Here is a 17,035-nt window from a genome sequence, read left to right on the forward strand (position 1 = left end):
CACGGCGACGGTGCCGGGCCCGACGGCCCTGCCGACGCCTCCGCTCGACGACGAGGGGCGACATGGCAGCGGCGAGACCCGACCCGCCGACCGCTCGTGCGTCCCGCGGGGCCGCACGCCGGCTCCTGCTCGCGGCGTCCTGGCAGCGGGCCGCCGACCAGCGCGTCGACCCCGACGCGCTCCCCGTGCTCGAGCTGCCCGACGACGACCTGGCCTCGTGGCGTCGCGAGCACCCGCTCGCGCTGCTGCTGCCGGTCGTCCAGCGCCTCCTGCTCGACGACGTCGAGGGCAGCGGCCTGCTGGTCGCCGTCGGCGACGAACGCGGCCGGCTGCTCTGGGTCGAGGGCGACCGCGAGGCACGACGCCGGGCCGAGTCGATGCTCTTCGTCGCCGGGGCCGGCTGGGCCGAGTCGAGGGTCGGCACGTCCGCGCCCGGCACCGCCCTCGAGCTCGACCGCGGCGTGCAGGTCAGGGGGCCCGAGCACTTCTCGCACCTCGTCCAGGAGTGGAGCTGCACCGCCGTCCCCGTGCACGACCCCGCCGACGGGCGGCTCATCGGCGTGGTCGACATCACCGGCGACGACCGCGCCGCCGGCGAGCAGACCCTGCCGCTGCTGCGCGCGACGGTCGCCGCGATGGAGGCGGAGCTCGCGCTCTCGAGGACGCGCACCGTCCGCCCTCCTCGAGCCCGCTCGACACCGACGCCGACGCCGACCCGCTGGACGCCGACGCGCACGCCGCGGCCACCGCGGCTCGACGTGCTCGGCCGTGACGAGGCGGTGCTCCACGCCGGCGGGACCGCCACGACGCTGAGCGCCCGGCACTCCGAGCTCCTCCTCCTGCTCGCCGCTCGGCCCGAGGGATGGTCGGCCGGGGCGCTGGCGGACGCGATCTGGGGCGAGCGCGGCGCGGTCGGCACCCTGCGGCCCGAGCTCGTCCGGCTCCGCCACGTGCTCGAGGCGGTCGCCCCCACGCTCGTGCCGACGTCGCGGCCGTACCGGCTGCCGACAGCACTGGCCACGGACGCCGACGAGGTCGTGCACCTGCTCGACCGCGGGGCGCACCGTGCCGCCCTGCACGCCGCGACGGGCCCGGTGCTGCCGGGCTCGTCGGCCCCGGGCGTCGAGAGCCTCCGCGGCGAGCTGGCGCGACACCTCGGGGAGTCCCTGCGCACCTCCGGCTCGGTCGACGTGCTGCTGCAGTGGGTGGCCACCGCCCAGGGCGCCGACGACGAGCAGGCCCGCCGCGAGCTGCTGCGGCTGCTGCCGCCCCGGTCGCCCCGCCGGGCCGGTCTCGTCTCGACTCTCGACGACGGTCCCGTCGCGGGTCCCGCAGCGGGTCGGGACGCGCAACGGGACGCAACGTCGGCCGACCTACCCTGACCCCACGGGCCGCGCGATCCGTGGCCTCCGACACCGTCGTCGAAAGGGACAGCCATGACCGTCACCACTCCCCCGAGCACCTACGCGCAGCCCGGCCAGCCGGGTGCCGCCGTGCACTTCGAGGCCCGCTACGACCACTTCATCGGGGGCGAGTACGTCGCCCCGGCCAGCGGGCAGTACTTCGAGAACCCCAGCCCCGTGAACGGCAAGCCCTTCACCGAGGTCGCCCGGGGCAACGCGCAGGACGTCGACCGCGCCGTCGAGGCCGCGTGGCGGGCCTTCGACTCCTGGAAGCGCACCACCATCACCGAGCGCTCGATCGTCCTCAACAAGATCGCCGACCGGATGGAGGCGAACCTCGAGATGCTCGCCGTCGCCGAGACCTGGGACAACGGCAAGCCGATCCGCGAGTCGCTGGCCGCCGACGTCCCGCTGGCGATCGACCACTTCCGGTACTTCGCCGGCGCCATCCGCGCCCAGGAGGGCTCGACCGGCGAGATCGACGGCGACACCGTGGCGTACCACTTCCACGAGCCGCTCGGCGTGGTGGGCCAGATCATCCCCTGGAACTTCCCCCTGCTGATGGCGGTGTGGAAGCTCGCCCCCGCCCTCGCCGCGGGCAACTGCGTCGTGCTGAAGCCGGCCGAGCAGACCCCTGCGTCGATCCACGTGTTCATGGACCTGATCAAGGACCTGCTGCCCGCCGGCGTCCTCAACATCGTCAACGGCTTCGGCGTCGAGGCCGGCGCTCCCCTGGCCAGCCACCCGAACATCCGCAAGATCGCCTTCACCGGCGAGACGACCACGGGCCGGCTCATCATGCAGATGGCGAGCGAGAACCTCATCCCCGTCACGCTCGAGCTCGGCGGCAAGAGCCCGAACGTCTTCTTCGCCGACGTCGCCGACGAGCAGGACGACTTCTACGACAAGGCGCTCGAGGGCTTCTCGTTCTTCAACCTCAACTCGGGCGAGGTCTGCACCTGCCCGTCGCGGGCGCTCGTGCAGCAGTCGATCTACGACCAGTTCACGGCCGACGGCATCGAGCGGGTCAAGAAGGTCAAGCAGGGCGACCCCCTCTCGCTCGACACCATGATCGGCGCGCAGGCCTCGAACGACCAGCTCGAGAAGATCCTCAGCTACATGGACATCGGCAAGCAGGAGGGCGCGACGCTGCTGCTCGGCGGCGACCGCGCCGACCTCGGCGGCGACCTCACCGACGGGTACTACGTGAACCCGACGATCTTCGAGGGCAGGAACTCGATGCGCATCTTCCAGGAGGAGATCTTCGGCCCGGTCCTCAGCCTCACGAGCTTCTCCGACTACGACGACGCGATCAAGATCGCCAACGACACCCTCTACGGCCTCGGCGCCGGGGTGTGGAGCCGCAACGGCGCCCAGCTCTACCGGGCCGGCCGCGACATCCAGGCCGGCCGCGTCTGGTCGAACACCTACCACCAGTACCCCGCGGGAGCGGCGTTCGGCGGCTACAAGCAGTCCGGCATCGGGCGCGAGAACCACAAGATGATGCTCGACCACTACCAGCAGACGAAGAACCTGCTGGTCAGCTACGCGGACGGCCCGATGGGCTTCTTCTGATGGACACCGCAGCGAAGGAGGCGCGGGTCGGCCCGGCCGACCCTGCCCCGGCACCCGAGGCGGTCGCCCTGCCCTCCCGGGTCGACGTCTCGGCAGAGGCTGCGGCGTTCCTCGTCGACCTCACGGCCAAGCACGGCCCCCTGATGTTCCACCAGTCGGGCGGCTGCTGCGACGGCTCGTCGCCGATGTGCTACCCGGTGGGCTTCTTCCGGGTCGGCGCGGTCGACGTCCACCTGGGCGACCTGCACGTCGACGGTCTCGACCCGATCGAGGTCTACATGTCGCGCAGCCAGTTCGAGTACTGGAAGTGGACCCACCTCACGATCGACGTCGTCGCGGGCCGGGGCGCCGGGTTCTCGGTCGAGTCGCCCGAGGGGCGCCGGTTCCTGATCCGGTCGCGCATGCTCGACGACGCCGAGCAGACCGCCCTGGGGCTCGTCCCGGGGAGCTGACGGAGAGGACCCCGCAGGTCTACGGCGTCTGCGCCGCTGCCGTCCCGCCCTCGGCGGGCGGCAGGGCGTAGACGCCGTGGCCCGTCCGCACGATGACGCCCTGCCGCGCCAGGACCGAGAGGGTCGAGAGCACGCTCGAGCGGCGATAGCCCGGCAGCGCCTCGACGATCGCGGTGGTGCGCAGGGCCCCGGCGCGGAGCACCTCGGGCAGCCGCTCCGCGAGCGAGTCGCCGGACGAGCTGCGGGCAGGGTCCTGCTGCCCGTCGCCGGCCGAGGCCGGGTCGTCCGCGGCCTCGGCGGCGTACTCGACGCGGGCCTGCGCCAGCCCCTCGGCGGTGACCCGCGTCGTGGCTCCGTCGGGCCCCGCGGCCTGGGCGTACGGGGCGAGCGTCAGCGACCGGCCGACCCGGCCGTGGACCGCCGACGCGCTGGTGCCCTGGTGCTCGGCGATCTCCGGGTAGGAGGCGCCGCCCAGCAGCAGGACCGCCTCCCCCTCGAGGGCCAGCCACTGCCCCAGGCTCGCGATCTCCCAGCCCGCCGCCGTGACGGCGGAGCCCCAGACCTCGATGTCGTCGCCGTGGTCGGACGTGAGGGCGTGCAGGTCGGCCAGCAGGTCGACGAGGCGCCCCCGGGCGTCGTCGACGATCTCGGCCGTGAACTGCGGCGGGCGTCGAAGTTTGATCGGTCGTGACATTTGTGAAAGACTATCCAAGTTGCCCGAGCGGCAGCGCGACGTCGTCCGGCGATCCGGACGTCACACCCCAATCTTCCCAGGAGTTCCCATGGCATTCGCAATCGTGCGCGCCGGCGGCCGTCAGGAGAAGGTCGAGGTCGGGACGATCCTGACCGTCGACCGCCTCAAGGCCTCGGCATCCGACACCGTCTCGTTCGTCCCCGTCCTGCACGTCGACGGCGACACGATCCTCACCGGCGACGACCTCGCGAAGGTCACCGTCGAGGGCGAGGTCCTCAACGACCTCCGCGGCCCGAAGATCGTCATCCAGAACTACAAGAACAAGACCGGCTACAAGCGTCGCATGGGCTTCCGTGCCGACCTGACCCGCGTCAAGATCACCTCGATCACCACCAAGTAGCACCGGCGACAACGAAGACATCCCAGGAGCTGACACCACATGGCACATAAAAAGGGCGCATCGTCCACCCGCAACGGCCGCGACTCGAACGCACAGCGCCTCGGCGTGAAGCGCTTCGGCGGCCAGGTCGTCCTCGCCGGCGAGATCATCGTCCGCCAGCGCGGCACCCACTTCCACCCCGGCGCCAACGTCGGTCGTGGCGGTGACGACACCCTGTTCGCCCTCGCCCCCGGCGCGGTCGAGTTCGGCACCAAGGGCGGCCGCAAGGTCGTCAACATCGTCGCGACCCAGGTCGCGGTCGACGCGTAGCACCCGGTCCCGCGCACGCGCGGCACCGCCCGACGGCGGTCGTCCCCTCACGGGGGCGGTCGCCGTCGTCGTGTCCCCCCGCCTTGTACCCTCCCGGTCCAGGGCGCTCCCGGTCCCCCGGCGTAGACGGGACGGATGAAGGCTCTCACCTACCAGTCCATCGCCGACGTCGCCGTCACCGAGGTGCCCGACCCCACCATCGTCGATCCCACCGACGCGATCATCAAGGTCACGTCCGCCGCGATCTGCGGCAGCGACCTGCACCTGTACGACGTCTTCGACCCCTACCTCGACAAGGGCGACGTGCTCGGCCACGAGACCATGGGCGTCGTGACCGCCGTCGGCTCTGCCGTCTCGCGCATCCAGGTCGGCGACCGCGTCGTCGTCCCCTTCGTCATCGCCTGTCGCGAGTGCTTCATGTGCCAGCGCGGCCTCTTCTCGCAGTGCGAGACCACCCAGGTCACCGAGTACGGCTCGGGCGCCACCCTCTACGGCTACACGAAGCTCTACGGCCAGGTCCCCGGCGGCCAGGCCGAGCAGCTGCGCATCAAGCTCGCCGACGCGAACCTCGTCAAGGTCGGCCACGACCTCCCCGACGAGCGCTACCTGTTCCTCAGCGACATCCTCCCCACCGCCTGGCAGGGCGTGGAGTACGCGAACGTGCCCGAGGGCGGCACCGTCGTCGTCCTGGGCCTCGGCCCGGTCGGCCAGTTCGCCTCGCGCATCGGCGTGCACAAGGGCTTCCGCGTCATCGGCGTCGACCCCGTGCCCGAGCGCCGCGCGATGGCCGAGCGCCACGGCGTCGAGGTGCTCGACCTCACGAAGGACGTCGCCGACGTCATCAAGGGCATGACCGACGACCGGGGGCCCGACTCGGTCGTGGACGCGGTCGGCATGGAGGCCCACGACCACGGCGGCGTCAGCATGGTGCAGAAGTTCGCCGCAGCGCTGCCCGACAAGGTCGGCCAGGCCCTGATGCAGAAGGCGGGCGTCGACAGCCTCAGCGCCATGCACCTGGCCTTCGAGGTCGTCCGCCGCGGCGGCACCGTCTCGCTCAGCGGCGTCTACGGCGGCACCGCCGACCCGACGCCGTTCCTCACGCTCTTCGACAAGCAGATCACCATCCGCATGGGCCAGTGCAACGTCCACCAGTGGATGGACACCCTGATGCCCCTCGTCGAGGACCCGTCCGACCCGCTCGGGACCGAGGACCTCACGACGCACCCGGTGCCCCTCGACCGGGCGCCCGAGATGTACGAGATCTTCAAGAAGAAGGAGGACGGCTGCATCAAGGTCGTCCTCAAGCCCTGACCGACCGCACCATCCGCTCACCGGGCCGGGCCCGAGAGCCGAGGAGGCGCCTCCTGCGCCCCCGGCCTCGGGTCCGGCCCTGAGTTCGCCCACCGTTCACCGGAACACGCAGGTCCGTTCACCCCACACGGAGCCACCGGATGATGGACTGGTGTCGAACACACAACGAGGGTCCCGATCCCGAGGCCCCCGTCGGTGACATCGAATGAGAGAACTCATGGATCTCCGGACGGCCGAGCACCCACGGCCCGATCACTTCGTCCTGCACCTGAGCGACACGCACCTCGTCGGAGGCGACAGGCCCCTCTACGGGGCCGTCGACAGCGAGGCCCGCCTCGGCCAGATCGTCCGCGAGATCGAGGCGTCCGGCGTCCGTCCCGAGGCGATCGTGCTCACGGGCGACCTCACCGACAAGGGCGAGCCGGAGGCGTACCGCAAGCTCCGGGCACTGCTCGAGCCGGCGGCCGAGCGGCTCGGCGCCCAGCTCATCTGGGCGATGGGCAACCACGACGAGCGCGGGGCGTTCCGCGAGCAGCTCTTCGGGCAGCTCCCCTCCGACCGGCCCGTCGACCTCGTCTACGACGTCAACGGGCTCCGGGTCATCACGCTCGACACGAGCGTGCCCGGGCACCACCACGGCGAGCTCACCGGCGCCCAGCTCGACTGGCTCGCCGAGGAGCTCAGCACGCCCGCCCCCGACGGCACGGTCATCGCCATGCACCACCCGCCCGTCCCGTCCGTGCAGGACCTCAGCGTGCTCGTCGAGCTGCGCGACCAGGCCTCGCTCGCCGAGGTGATCGAGGGCAGCGACGTGCGCACCATCATCGCCGGCCACCTGCACTACTCGACGACGGCGATGTTCGCGGGCGTCCCCGTGAGCGTCGCCTCCGCCACCTGCTACACCCAGGACCTCAACTCGCGCCTGGGCGGCACCCGCGGCCGCGACGGTGCGCAGTCGTTCAACCTCGTGCACCTGTACCGCGACACGGTCGTGCACTCGGTCGTGCCGATGGGCACCTACGACACGGTGGGCGAGCCGGTCTCGGCCGAGTCCACGGCGGAGCGCCTCGCCGTCGCCGGCGTCCGCATCGAGCCCGCCGCGCCCCGGCACCGCCGCACCGACACGGCGCCCGTGCCGATCGTGCGCGACCTCGCGCTGACGGGTCCGATCGACACCCTCTGAGGACGCGCGGCCCGTACGGCCGCCCGACGACGACGACGACGCCCCCGGTCTCCCGGGGGCGGCGTCGTCGTCAGCGTCAGTCGACAGGGCCGGTCAGCGCGTGGTGAGCCGCCGGGCACGCCACGACCGACGCACGAGCAGGGCGCCGAGGAGGAGCGCCGTCACCGCCGCCGCCACGAGCGCCCCGAGGGGGCCCGCTCCCGTGAAGGCGAGGGCCCCGCGGTCGGCGAGGGTCGACGACGAGCCGTCGGCCCCGTCGACGCCGCCGCCGACGGGCGACCCGGGCACGGCACCCGGGCCCTGGCCGGCGCCGTCTCCCCCGCCGCCGGGCGGGTCGCCGGGCAGCACCGGGGCGGCCGCGACCGACACGGGCACGGTGATCGAGGCCGAGGCGAAGGGCACGGGCGCGAACGCCGGCAGATCTGCCGAGCTCGAGACCGTCACCGTCGCGGTGCGCACGCCCGCCACGTCGAAGGCCCGGGTCGTCGTCACGAGCCAGGTGTCGCCGTCGGGGACGACCGTGGCCGGGGCGGCGACGCCGTCGTCCCACTCGACCTGCGCCTCCATCGCGGTGGCCTCGGCCGCGAGCACGGCCGGCGTCGGGGTGACGCCGGACGACTCCGGGAAGGCCGGCGTGACCGGGGTCAGCGACGCACGGGCGAGTCGCAGCTCGACCGTGCTGCCCACCTCGGCCGGCACGGGCTGCGCGCCGACCGGAGCGAGGGCGAGCTCCGCCTGGTCGGGGGCCGACACGCTCGGGACGGCGTCGTCCGGCCCGGTGCCCCAGGTGAGGCCCTCGGGCGACGAGGCGAGGTCGAAGACCAGCTCGGCGCCGTCCTGCAGGTCGGTCGCGTCGAACCAGGTGCGCGTCTGCGGCACGCCGTCGACGCTGAGGCCGCGGACGTAGCGGGGCGAGTCGCCGGAGGCGGCGGGCGCGGACACCGAGACCTGCGCGCCGTCGTCGAGCGTGATCGTCGCCGCCAGCACCCGCGGCGCGTTGACCGCCATGATGCCGGAGCCGGGCTCGACCGGCATCATGCCGAGCGAGGCCAGCACGTACCAGGACGAGAGGGTGCCGAGGTCGTCGTTGCCGACGCCTCCGCCGGGGGTGTCCGGGAACCGGTTGAGGTTCGCCGCGAGCACGTCGTTGACCTTCGCGGGCTCGCCGACGAAGTCGTAGAGCCACGGGTCGACCAGCATGGGCTCGTTGCCGGGGTTGTAGCCGATGCTCGAGTAGTAGTCGCTGCCGCCCTCGGCCCAGCTCGCCGGCGAGACGCCGGGCGCTGCACGCAGGGCCGGCAGGTCGACGTACTGGTCGAGGCGCGCGAGGAACGCCTCACGACCGCCCATGGCGTCGACGAGGCCGGGGACGTCCTGCGGCGCCATCCACTGGTAGTGCCAGGGCGTGCCCTCGTGGAAGCCGGACTCCTGCACCTCGGCGAGCTCAGGCGCCGAGTTGAACGTGCCGTCGGGTCCGACGGCGTTGACGATGCCGGTGAAGCCGCCCGTCAGCTCGACGTCGGGGTTCCACAGCGTGCGCCAGTTGCGTCCCCGCTCGAGGAAGGGCGCCGCCTCGTCGTCCTTGCCGAGGCGCTGCGCGGCCGCGCCGATCGCCGCGTCCGCGAGGGCGAACTCCATCGTCGCCGAGCCGCCGTGGCGGTACTCCTCGAACTGCCCGCCGAGGCCGCCGCCGTTCTCGGCGTACCAGGGCACGTGCCCGTTCGCGAGGTAGAACTCGGCGCTCTGGCGGCCCACGGAGGCGACGTCCGCCGGGGGCGCGGTGGTCGCGTTCTCCGTCAGGAAGCCCCAGAGCTCGTCGTGGATGTCGTCGGGCACCGTGCCCAGGGCGAAGTTCTCCGCCAGCCAGGGCGACACCGGGTCGCCGGCCATGATGTTCGTCTCGAGCGCGCCGAGCGACCACCGGGGCAGCCAGCCGCCCTCGATCCTCGCGCGGTGCATCGACCGGACCACGTCCTCCGCCCGGTCGTGCTCGAAGAGGGCGTGCAGGGTCGCCTGCGTGCGGTAGGTGTCCCAGAGGGAGAAGCGCTGGTAGTAGGTCCACCCGTCGGCGACGTGCTGTCGGAGGTCCATGCCGAGGTAGCGGCCGTCGACGTCGCTGCCGATCGTCGGGGACAGGAGGCTCTTGTAGAGCTGGGTGTAGAAGACCCGGAGCTGCCCCTCGGTCTCAGTCGTCACGTCGAAGCGGCCGAGCGCGTCGTCCCACTCCGCCGCGGTCGAGGCGCGCACGGCGTCGAAGCCGAGACGCTCGCCGTCGACGGTGGTCTCGGAGACGCGGTTGCCCCGGGCTCCGTCGAGGTCGACGAACGAGACGCCCACGCTCAGCTCGACCGTCCGGTCGGTCGTCGTGTCGAACGTCGCGGCCGCGCCGTTCAGGCCGACGTCCACGGCGCTCGCCTCGGACGCGGGCACGAAGGTGCCGTCCGTCCCCCACGTGCCGTGCGTCGCGGCAGGACGGTCGAACTCGGCGCTGAAGAAGTACCGCACGGAGTCGTCGGTGCCGCCGCAGAAGCCGCCGTTGTCGACCCAGCCCTCCACGGTGCGGTCGTCGACCCACGTGACGCTGCTGGCGCCGGCGTCACGGAGGGTCTGGCCCACGTTGACCGAGACGGAGCCCGTGGCGCCCTCGGGGAACGTGTAGCGGTGCTCGCCGACGCGTGTCGACGCGGTGAGCTCGACCTCGACGTCGTCGGCGAGGAGCGCCGTGTAGTACCCGGCCGAGGCCTGCTCGGTGGTCGCCTGGTCCTTCAGGGCGATCGCCGACCGCTCGGTGACGGGCGCGTCGCCTGCCCTCGGAGTGACGAGCACCTCGCCCGCGGCCGGGCAGCCGGCGCTGTTGACGTGCTGGTGGCTGAAGCCCCAGACCTCGCCGGCGTCCTTGCTGTACGACGTCGAAGCGTACGAGTTCGTGTTGTCGGGGCTGAGCTGCACCATGCCGAACGGCGCCGTGGCGCCGGGGAACGCGTTGCCCTCGCTCTCGGTGCCGACGAAGGGGTTCACGAGCGCCGACAGGCCCGTGTCGGGAGCCGAGACGCCGACCCCCGGGGCGGGAGCGGCCTGGGCCGGCACGGCGGCGAGGCCCGTGAGGGCGCCTCCGCCGACGGCGACCGCGAGGGCGGTGAGGGCCGCGGCGACGCGACGGCCGTGCGGGCGGGAGCCGGACGGTGAGGGGGAACGACCCTGACGTCGTCCCGGGGCGGGGGTGATCGGGTGGGGCATGGGGGCGTTGTCCTCCTCGACGAACGGTCCGCGCCTCCTGCTCGCCCGGGTGCACGTCGGCGTGCACCCGACCGGACGACGACGTCACGGGGCGGCACGGCACGGGGCCGACAGCGGGAGGGCGTGACTTGTCTACCACGAGACGTACCCCGGACGAGACCCGTCGGGGTACGCCGACGGGGACGGCAGACGCGGGTCGCCGGCCCTCCCGGGCGGCCCGCGGCCGTCTCGTCCGGCTCAGCCGCGGGCGAGGTACGCGCGCAGCCGGCGCAGGTAGTGGTCGCGGAGCACGTGCCGCAGGCGAGCCGGCAGCCGCGGCACGACGAGGCGGCAGAGCAGCAGCACCCCGCCGAACGCGCGGGCCCGGACGGGCCCCCACGGGAGCCGGAACGCCTCGCGCAGGCGATCCGGCAACAGCCCCGTCGTCACGAGCCGGGCGAGCGGCATGGCGAGCCGCAGCGCCAGGGGCACGGCCCGCGGGTGCAGCAGCTGGTGCGCCACGTCGCGCGAGACGTCGTCGACGACGAGCTCGCCGAGACGCGCGTCCCACCAGGCGCGGAAGGTCGCCCGGTCGGCGGGCCAGGCCCCCGGGGGCAGCTGCAGGGCGGTCCCCACCCGCTCGTAGTCGCGGTACACGGCCTCGGACGCCGCGACGGGGCCGTAGACGCGCTCGTACAGGTCGATCGCCGAGTCGTAGAGCGTCGCGGCGACCCAGAGCTGCAGCTGCGGGTCGTGCGCGTCGTAGGCCACGGACGAGGAGGCGTCGCTCCGGACCGGTGCGTGCGCCCGGTCGACGAGACGGCGCACCGCCGCCGACTCCTCCTCGCTGCCGTAGACGATCGCGTAGAGGTAGGTCATCGTGCCGTGCAGGCGCTGCAGCGGCCGGTCGACGAAGTCGCTGTGCTCGGCGACGCCGTGGCCGACGCCCGGGCACGCGAGCTGGAGCAGGATGGCGCGTCCGCCCGCGCCGAGCAGCAGGGCCTCCCCCGCCATGTCGCGGATGCCGCGCACGTCGCGGCCCCGCCTCACCTGGTCCTCGTGCACCGGGCCAGCCTAGGGCGGCCGCCCGGGGAGGCCGCCGGCGCCTCGCTAGGCTCTCGGCATGGCCACCCCCGACTTCGTCCTGTCCCTCCGCGAGGCCGTCGGCACCGCGCCGCTCTGGCTGTCGGGCGTCACCGCCGTCGTGACGAAGGGCGACGACGTGCTCATGGTCCGCCGAACGGACACCGGGGCGTGGACGCCGGTCACCGGGATCGTCGACCCGGGCGAGCACCCTGCCGACGCGGCCGCCCGCGAGGTGCTCGAGGAGGCGGACGTGACGGCCGAGCCCGTCCGTCTCGCGGGCGTCGGCGTCACCGGGGTCGTCACCTACCCGAACGGCGACCAGGCGAGCTACCTCGACCACACCTTCGCCCTGCGCTGGGTCTCGGGCGAGCCCGCCCCGGCCGACGGCGAGAACACGGAGGCGCGGTGGTTCCCCCGGGACGCGCTCCCGCCGATCAGCGACGAGATGCGCGGCAGGATCGACGCGGGCCTCTCGGACGAGCCCGGCGCCCGGTTCACCGCGGCGGGCGAGCTCCGGGGCTGAGGCCGGCGCCGGGGGGACGTCGGCGGTCCTGCCGGCGCGACGCCCGCCTCCTAGGACTCGATGCTGCCCTGCGGGCCACCGGCACGCAGCGTGCGTCGCTCCTGCTCTGCCGCCTCGCGGGCGACCCGGTCCATCTCGGCCTGCTCCCACGGCGCCGCGAACGGGAAGTAGCGCTCGAGGAAGTCGGTCACCGTGTCGGTGCGCTCCTCGTCGGTCACCTCGGGGAAGCTGCCGTCGTTCAGGCAGAAGAAGTCGAACGAGCGCTTCTTCAGCACCTCGGACAGCGACGCGAGACCGGAGACCATCGTGGTGTCGACGTAGCTCACCTTCGCGTTCTCCTGCACGATCGCCCGGCCGGTCATCAGCGTGTAGTAGTGGTACAGCGAGTTGGTGACCGAGATGTTCTCCTTCGCGCGGAACGGGCTGGCGCCCGTGGCGGCGAAGTCGTCGGCGAACTCGTGCTCCATCTCGAAGAGGACGCTGCGGCGGAGCGGTGCGGCGGTGTGCTCGAGGTGACGCGTCGTGACCCGCCCGAAGCGCTGCTGCAGGAGGCGACGGTTGACCCGGGCGGCGTTCTCGAAGCCGCTGCGCTCGGGGTTGTTCAGCCCGAGGCCGATCCGCGTGTCGGCCTCGATGAACTTCGACACCGAGCCGGGCGAGAAGAACATCGACGGCGCGACGGGACGACCGAAGAACATGTCGTCGTTCGAGTAGAGGAAGTGCTCGCTGAGGCCCTCGATGTGGTGCAGCTGCGACTCGACGGCCTGCGAGTTGTGGGTCGGCAGCCAGGAGAGGTCGGAGAAGAACTCCTCGCTGCGGACGACGCGGACCCGGGGGTGGTCGCCCAGCCACTCGGGCACGGGCGAGTCGGTCGCGATGTAGATGTTCCGCACCCACGGCGCGAACATGTAGACCGAGCGGAGCGCGTACTTGAGCTCGTCGATCTGGCGGAACCGCGCGGGGGCGTCGTCGCCCTCGCCCACCACGTGGCCGTTCGCGCGGGCTGCTCGGGCGCGCTGGTACTCGACGGAGTTGCCGTCGACCCACGAGAAGACGATGTCGACGTCGAACGTGATGTCGGTGGCGTGGTCGTCGAACATGTGGGCGAGCGTGGGCCACTGCATGCCGTAGCGCTCGACGGTCTCCTCCACGGCCTCGGAGCGCGGCAGGTCGGTGCGCATGAGCGCGTTCTCGACCGGGACGAGGATCTGGTCGTCCGTGAGGACCCAGAACTCGACCTGGACCGCGGTGCCGGCGCCGTAGCGCAGGCGGCCGATGGGCTCGACGCGCGGACGGTAGAGGCGGAAGATCCGCTCGTCGTCGTCGAGCAGGCCACCCTCGGACACGAGCACGGCCTGGCCCTTGGGGGGCTTGGCGTAGAACGGCTCGGTCGCGGCCGCCGCGGTCATCGCGTCGGCGAAGGCGTCACGGTGCACCGTGTCGACGGCGATGACGGGACGGACGTCGTTGCCCCGCACCAGCAGGAAGGGGACCTCGGCCTCGTCGAGCACCCGACGGATGAAGAGCAGATCCTCGATCATCGACTGCTGCGGGGTGAGGTGGCCGTTGAGGAGCGTGAACTGGCCCTTGCGGACCACGACGTCGTCGCGGTCCAGACCACCGGCTCGGGGACGGGGCGTCAGGAGCGGACTCTCCGTCGTTCCGGTGATCTCGGTGACCATCTAGGCTCAACTCCCTGTGCTCGCCTCGGGCAGGCTCGTGCACGTCGACACCCAATTTAGCGGTCCGCGGAGCGGGCCGCGTGCAGGGGTGCTGGCGGTCCGCGGAGCGGGCCGCGTGCAGGGGTGCTGGCGGGTGGCGGAGGATGCGGCGTGCAGGGCGGTCAGCGACGCCGTCCGGGGCCGGGACGACCGCCTCCGGCGCCGCGGCCCGCCTCGGCGTTCGGCACCTTGGTGCGGACGCCCGCGACGATGAAGACGACGGCGGCGGCGAACTGCATCGCGGCCCAGGGCTGACCGCTGAGGGGCACGACGACGACCGGGTTCCAGAGGACCGCGATCGCGGCGAGCAGCGCGACCGCCCACCAGGCCCGGCCGCGCCAGGCGAAGACCGCCATGATGAGGGCGAGGATGGCGACCACGTAGCGCACGACCGTGAAGGTGTCGGAGTCGAGCAGGAAAGCCCCCACCGTGAGCACGACGGCGCCGAGCAGGCCGGGCGCGAGGGCCGGGCGGAGGAAATCGGGGGCCTGGGGCGTGGGCACGGAGCCGCCTCTCGTCGATGTCGGGCACGATCGTGCCCGGGAGAGCCTAGCGACGGGCGTCGCGACGCGCCCTGGACGCGGCGACGCCCCCGGGACGACGAGTCGTCGAGGGGGCGTCGAGGCCGGGCTGAGGACGTCAGTCGATGTCGTAGGGGACGTGCAGCACCGTGAGCGGTCGGCTCATCGGCGGCTCGCCGCGGAGGCGCTCCAGCCCGGGCAGGAGCTCGGCGACCCAGGCACGGTAGCCCTCGTCGCTCAGGTGCACGCCGTCGGTGGTGAACTCGGGGCGGAGCGCCTCGCCCGACTCGTCGGCCAGTGCCGGCCACAGGTCGAGCCACTGGGCCCGGACCGTCGACGAGAACTGGCGGAGGTGGCGGTTGGCGTCCTGGATGCGCGGCGCCTGGTCGGCGGTGCGCGGCAGGATCGACTGCAGCAGCAGGCGCGTGCCCGGCAGCTCGCGACGCATCGTCACCATGAGCGACTCCACGCCGCGGACGACCTGCTCGACGGTGCGCCGGGCCGTGAAGTCCTCGTTGCCGATGAGGAGCACGACGGAGTCGGGACGCGCCGCGACGACCTCGTCGAGGCGCTCCGTCAGGCTCGCGGTGGTGTCGCCGTCGCGGCCCAGGGCGACGACGTCGTCGTCCGGGAACCAGGCCGACCAGTCGCCGCCTGCCGTCGTGCTGTCTCCGACGAAGACCAGTCTCTCGCCGTGCGCCATGGGTACCTCCGGGTGGTGTCGATGTGCCGAGGGGCCGGACGGCCCCCGGCGTGTCGTCTCGGGGAAGCGTACCGCTCACCGGCTGCGCACGACCCGCGCCCTGCTCAGCGGCGGAAGCGCCGCGGCCGCCGGGCGGCGATCCGGTCGAGTGCGTGCCGGACGCTCGGCAGCAGCACGACGAACGAGACCACGACCACGAGCGCCCCGAACGCCACGCCGAGCCAGAGGGGCACCGGCGACCCCGCACCGGCCTCCGCGGGGTAGAGCGGGGTCGGCGTCGCTGCCAGGACGGCCGCGAGGGTCACGACCGGGCCGCGGCGACCTCGGACGCCACGTGGGCTCCGGTGCCGGCACCGGCAGCGCTCTCCGAGCCCGAGCCCGGGCCCGCGGCGTCGCGGGCGGCGGTCGCCGTGATCCGACGCAGCATGCCGCTGAAGATCACCCCGTGGAACGGCAGGATGGCGAACCAGTACAGCCGGCCGCCGAGCCCGTGCGGGAAGAACACGGCGCGCTGGCGGTAGTGCGAGCCGCCGCCCTCGCGCGGGGTCACGCGCATCTCGAGCCACGCCCCGCCCGGCGCCTTCATCTCGGCGCGCAGCCGCAGCAGCCTGCCGCGCTCGAGCGTCTCGACGCGCCACCAGTCGAGCGCGTCGCCCACCCGGAGCGACGTCGCGCTGCGCCGCCCGCGACGGAGCCCCACTCCCCCGACGAGCCGGTCCATCCAGCCGCGGGCGGCCCAGGCGAGCGGGAACGAGTACCAGCCGTTCTCCCCGCCGATGCCCTCGACGACACGCCAGAGCGCCTCCGGCGACGCGGTCGAGTCGGTCTCGCGGTCGTCGGTGTAGACCGTGTGACCCGACCAGTCGGGGTCGCTCGGGAGCAGGTCGCTGGGGGCGCCGGCGACGGACGAGTCCTGCCAGCTCGTCTCGACCTCGCCGTCCTTCTCGCGCTGCAGGGCCAGCCGCACGGCGGCCCGGTAGCGCAGTAGCCCCTCGGCGGGCGGCGGCACGACGTCGTCGATGTCGCTCTCGCTCACCACGCAGTCGTACTGCAGGGAGGCGATGATCGGGATCGCGAGGGCGCGCGGGATCGGCGTGACGAGGTTCACCCACTGCGAGGCGAGCCAGGGCGTGAAGACGGGCAGGGAGGCGATCGGGCGCTGCGCGAGGCCCGCCTCCAGGGCGTAGCCGTTCATCATCTGGCCGTAGCGGAGCACGTCGGGCCCGCCGATGTCGAAGGTGCGGTTGACGTCGGCGGGCACGTCGGCGGAGCCGATCAGGTAGTGCAGCACGTCCCGCACGGCGATCGGCTGGATGTGGTTGCGGACCCACTTCGGCGCGGGCATGTAGGGCAGCACGTCGGTGAGGTGGCGGATCATCTCGAAGGACGCGGAGCCGGACCCGATCACGACCCCGGCCTGGAGGGCCACGGTGGGCACGCCGCTCGCCAGGAGCACGTCGCCCACGTCGCGGCGGCTCCGGAGGTGCTTCGACAGCTCCCCGTCGGGGTGCAGGCCCCCGAGGTACACGATGCGGCTGACCCCGGCGTCGCGGGCGGCGTCGGCGAAGACGTGGGCGGCCTCGGCCTCGGCCCGCTCGAAGTCTCCCTTGCTGCCCATGGCGTGGGCGAGGTAGTACGCCACCTCGACGCCGTCGAGGGCGAGGCGGACGGACTCGGGGTCGGTCAGGTCGCCCTGGACGACCTCGACGTCGCCGGCCCAGGGCACGTCGACGAGCTTCTCGGGCGAGCGGACGAGCACGCGGACGTCGGCCCCCGCCTCGACGAGGCGCGGGGTGAGCCGTCCGCCGATGTACCCGGTGGCCCCGGTGACGAGCACGCGGCGGCGGGAGACCGCCTGGTCCGTGTCGCGGGTGACGTCGGTGGCCACGGGCGCCTCGGGGGGCGCGGTCGTCGTCGGGTCGTTCTCAGCAGGCATGT

General features: G+C 73.1%; 16 protein-coding genes. 8 read left to right on the forward strand and 8 right to left on the reverse strand.

Annotated elements, in window-relative coordinates:
* The first annotated feature begins 62 nt into the window (after window positions 1–62).
* The 3 genes from ITJ48_RS02960 to ITJ48_RS02970 are packed head-to-tail and all read left to right on the forward strand — an operon-like array spanning window position 63 to window position 3,430.
* On the forward strand, window positions 63–1,382 hold the full coding sequence (locus tag ITJ48_RS02960) for a GAF domain-containing protein (RefSeq protein WP_194612339.1): 1,320 nt from the start codon (window positions 63–65) through the stop codon (window positions 1,380–1,382).
* 54 nt (window positions 1,383–1,436) lie between these two features.
* Window positions 1,437–2,978, forward strand: coding sequence for an aldehyde dehydrogenase family protein (locus tag ITJ48_RS02965; RefSeq protein ID WP_194612340.1), 1,542 nt, complete (start codon window positions 1,437–1,439; stop codon window positions 2,976–2,978).
* Complete coding sequence (locus tag ITJ48_RS02970) at window positions 2,978–3,430, forward strand: DUF779 domain-containing protein (RefSeq protein ID WP_194612341.1); 453 nt, start codon at window positions 2,978–2,980, stop codon at window positions 3,428–3,430. The genes ITJ48_RS02965 and ITJ48_RS02970 overlap by 1 nt, the downstream gene beginning before the upstream one ends.
* 19 nt (window positions 3,431–3,449) lie before the next feature.
* Here the strand turns inward: ITJ48_RS02970 and ITJ48_RS02975 are convergent, their stop codons facing one another.
* On the reverse strand, window positions 3,450–4,124 hold the full coding sequence (locus ITJ48_RS02975; RefSeq protein WP_194612342.1) for a hypothetical protein: 675 nt from the start codon (window positions 4,122–4,124) through the stop codon (window positions 3,450–3,452).
* 88 nt (window positions 4,125–4,212) lie between these two features.
* On the opposite strand from ITJ48_RS02975, the gene rplU reads away from it, so the two are divergent.
* The 4 genes from rplU to ITJ48_RS02995 all read left to right on the forward strand — a co-directional run bounded on the left by rplU (window position 4,213) and on the right by ITJ48_RS02995 (window position 7,327).
* A complete protein-coding gene (gene rplU / locus ITJ48_RS02980; protein ID WP_123546218.1) occupies window positions 4,213–4,524 on the forward strand; it encodes a 50S ribosomal protein L21 in 312 nt (103 codons plus the stop codon).
* Between the two features lie 39 nt (window positions 4,525–4,563).
* The gene (gene rpmA, locus ITJ48_RS02985) at window positions 4,564–4,833 is read left to right on the forward strand and encodes a 50S ribosomal protein L27 (protein WP_194612343.1); all 270 of its coding nucleotides are present in this window, start codon (window positions 4,564–4,566) and stop codon (window positions 4,831–4,833) included.
* A 135-nt stretch (window positions 4,834–4,968) separates the two neighbouring features.
* Entirely contained in the window at window positions 4,969–6,144 is a 1,176-nt protein-coding gene (locus ITJ48_RS02990; protein WP_194612344.1) for an alcohol dehydrogenase catalytic domain-containing protein, read from the forward strand.
* A gap of 217 nt (window positions 6,145–6,361) precedes the next feature.
* Complete coding sequence (locus tag ITJ48_RS02995; protein ID WP_192169164.1) at window positions 6,362–7,327, forward strand: phosphodiesterase; 966 nt, start codon at window positions 6,362–6,364, stop codon at window positions 7,325–7,327.
* 93 nt (window positions 7,328–7,420) lie between these two features.
* Here ITJ48_RS02995 and ITJ48_RS03000 read toward each other — a convergent pair whose 3' ends face one another.
* Both ITJ48_RS03000 and ITJ48_RS03005 read right to left on the reverse strand, forming a co-directional pair.
* Entirely contained in the window at window positions 7,421–10,564 is a 3,144-nt protein-coding gene (locus ITJ48_RS03000) for a GH92 family glycosyl hydrolase (protein WP_194612345.1), read from the reverse strand.
* A 237-nt stretch (window positions 10,565–10,801) separates the two neighbouring features.
* Window positions 10,802–11,608 carry an oxygenase MpaB family protein gene (locus tag ITJ48_RS03005; RefSeq protein WP_370544751.1) on the reverse strand — a complete coding sequence of 269 codons (807 nt, stop codon included), beginning with the start codon at window positions 11,606–11,608 and terminating at the stop codon, window positions 10,802–10,804.
* A gap of 58 nt (window positions 11,609–11,666) precedes the next feature.
* On the opposite strand from ITJ48_RS03005, the gene ITJ48_RS03010 reads away from it, so the two are divergent.
* The gene (locus ITJ48_RS03010; RefSeq protein WP_194612346.1) at window positions 11,667–12,152 is read left to right on the forward strand and encodes an NUDIX domain-containing protein; all 486 of its coding nucleotides are present in this window, start codon (window positions 11,667–11,669) and stop codon (window positions 12,150–12,152) included.
* A gap of 50 nt (window positions 12,153–12,202) precedes the next feature.
* Here the strand turns inward: ITJ48_RS03010 and ITJ48_RS03015 are convergent, their stop codons facing one another.
* The 5 genes from ITJ48_RS03015 to ITJ48_RS03035 form a co-directional block, all read right to left on the reverse strand.
* Window positions 12,203–13,834: a stealth conserved region 3 domain-containing protein gene (locus ITJ48_RS03015; RefSeq protein WP_194612347.1), complete on the reverse strand. Its 1,632-nt coding sequence runs from the start codon at window positions 13,832–13,834 to the stop codon at window positions 12,203–12,205.
* A 161-nt stretch (window positions 13,835–13,995) separates the two neighbouring features.
* Complete coding sequence (locus ITJ48_RS03020) at window positions 13,996–14,376, reverse strand: DUF6804 family protein (protein WP_194612348.1); 381 nt, start codon at window positions 14,374–14,376, stop codon at window positions 13,996–13,998.
* Between the two features lie 136 nt (window positions 14,377–14,512).
* Window positions 14,513–15,097, reverse strand: coding sequence for a GDSL-type esterase/lipase family protein (locus tag ITJ48_RS03025; protein ID WP_123546234.1), 585 nt, complete (start codon window positions 15,095–15,097; stop codon window positions 14,513–14,515).
* Window positions 15,098–15,201: 104 nt separating this feature from the next.
* Window positions 15,202–15,402, reverse strand: a complete 201-nt coding sequence (locus ITJ48_RS03030) for a hypothetical protein (RefSeq protein WP_194612349.1) — start codon at window positions 15,400–15,402, stop codon at window positions 15,202–15,204.
* Window positions 15,399–17,033 (reverse strand): SDR family oxidoreductase, encoded by a 1,635-nt coding sequence (locus tag ITJ48_RS03035; protein ID WP_194612350.1) that lies wholly within the window; start codon window positions 17,031–17,033, stop codon window positions 15,399–15,401. The genes ITJ48_RS03030 and ITJ48_RS03035 overlap by 4 nt, the downstream gene beginning before the upstream one ends.
* Window positions 17,034–17,035 lie beyond the last annotated feature (2 nt).

This window comes from Frigoribacterium sp. VKM Ac-2530 (assembly GCF_015350835.1).
Taxonomy (GTDB): Bacteria; Actinomycetota; Actinomycetes; order Actinomycetales; family Microbacteriaceae; genus Frigoribacterium.

Bases quoted from the DNA above. Each gene is read 5' to 3' on its own strand.
- ITJ48_RS03025 (WP_123546234.1), bottom strand. From the start codon at position 15,097: ATGGCGCACGGCGAGAGACTGGTCTTCGTCGGAGACAGCACGACGGCA.
- ITJ48_RS02970 (WP_194612341.1), top strand. From the start codon at position 2,978: ATGGACACCGCAGCGAAGGAGGCGCGGGTCGGCCCGGCCGACCCTGCC.
- ITJ48_RS03015 (WP_194612347.1), bottom strand. From the start codon at position 13,834: ATGGTCACCGAGATCACCGGAACGACGGAGAGTCCGCTCCTGACGCCC.
- ITJ48_RS02965 (WP_194612340.1), top strand. From the start codon at position 1,437: ATGACCGTCACCACTCCCCCGAGCACCTACGCGCAGCCCGGCCAGCCG.
- ITJ48_RS02960 (WP_194612339.1), top strand. From the start codon at position 63: ATGGCAGCGGCGAGACCCGACCCGCCGACCGCTCGTGCGTCCCGCGGG.
- rpmA (WP_194612343.1), top strand. From the start codon at position 4,564: ATGGCACATAAAAAGGGCGCATCGTCCACCCGCAACGGCCGCGACTCG.
- ITJ48_RS03000 (WP_194612345.1), bottom strand. From the start codon at position 10,564: ATGCCCCACCCGATCACCCCCGCCCCGGGACGACGTCAGGGTCGTTCC.
- ITJ48_RS02995 (WP_192169164.1), top strand. From the start codon at position 6,362: ATGGATCTCCGGACGGCCGAGCACCCACGGCCCGATCACTTCGTCCTG.
- ITJ48_RS03010 (WP_194612346.1), top strand. From the start codon at position 11,667: ATGGCCACCCCCGACTTCGTCCTGTCCCTCCGCGAGGCCGTCGGCACC.
- rplU (WP_123546218.1), top strand. From the start codon at position 4,213: ATGGCATTCGCAATCGTGCGCGCCGGCGGCCGTCAGGAGAAGGTCGAG.
- ITJ48_RS02975 (WP_194612342.1), bottom strand. From the start codon at position 4,124: ATGTCACGACCGATCAAACTTCGACGCCCGCCGCAGTTCACGGCCGAG.
- ITJ48_RS02990 (WP_194612344.1), top strand. From the start codon at position 4,969: ATGAAGGCTCTCACCTACCAGTCCATCGCCGACGTCGCCGTCACCGAG.
- ITJ48_RS03035 (WP_194612350.1), bottom strand. From the start codon at position 17,033: ATGCCTGCTGAGAACGACCCGACGACGACCGCGCCCCCCGAGGCGCCC.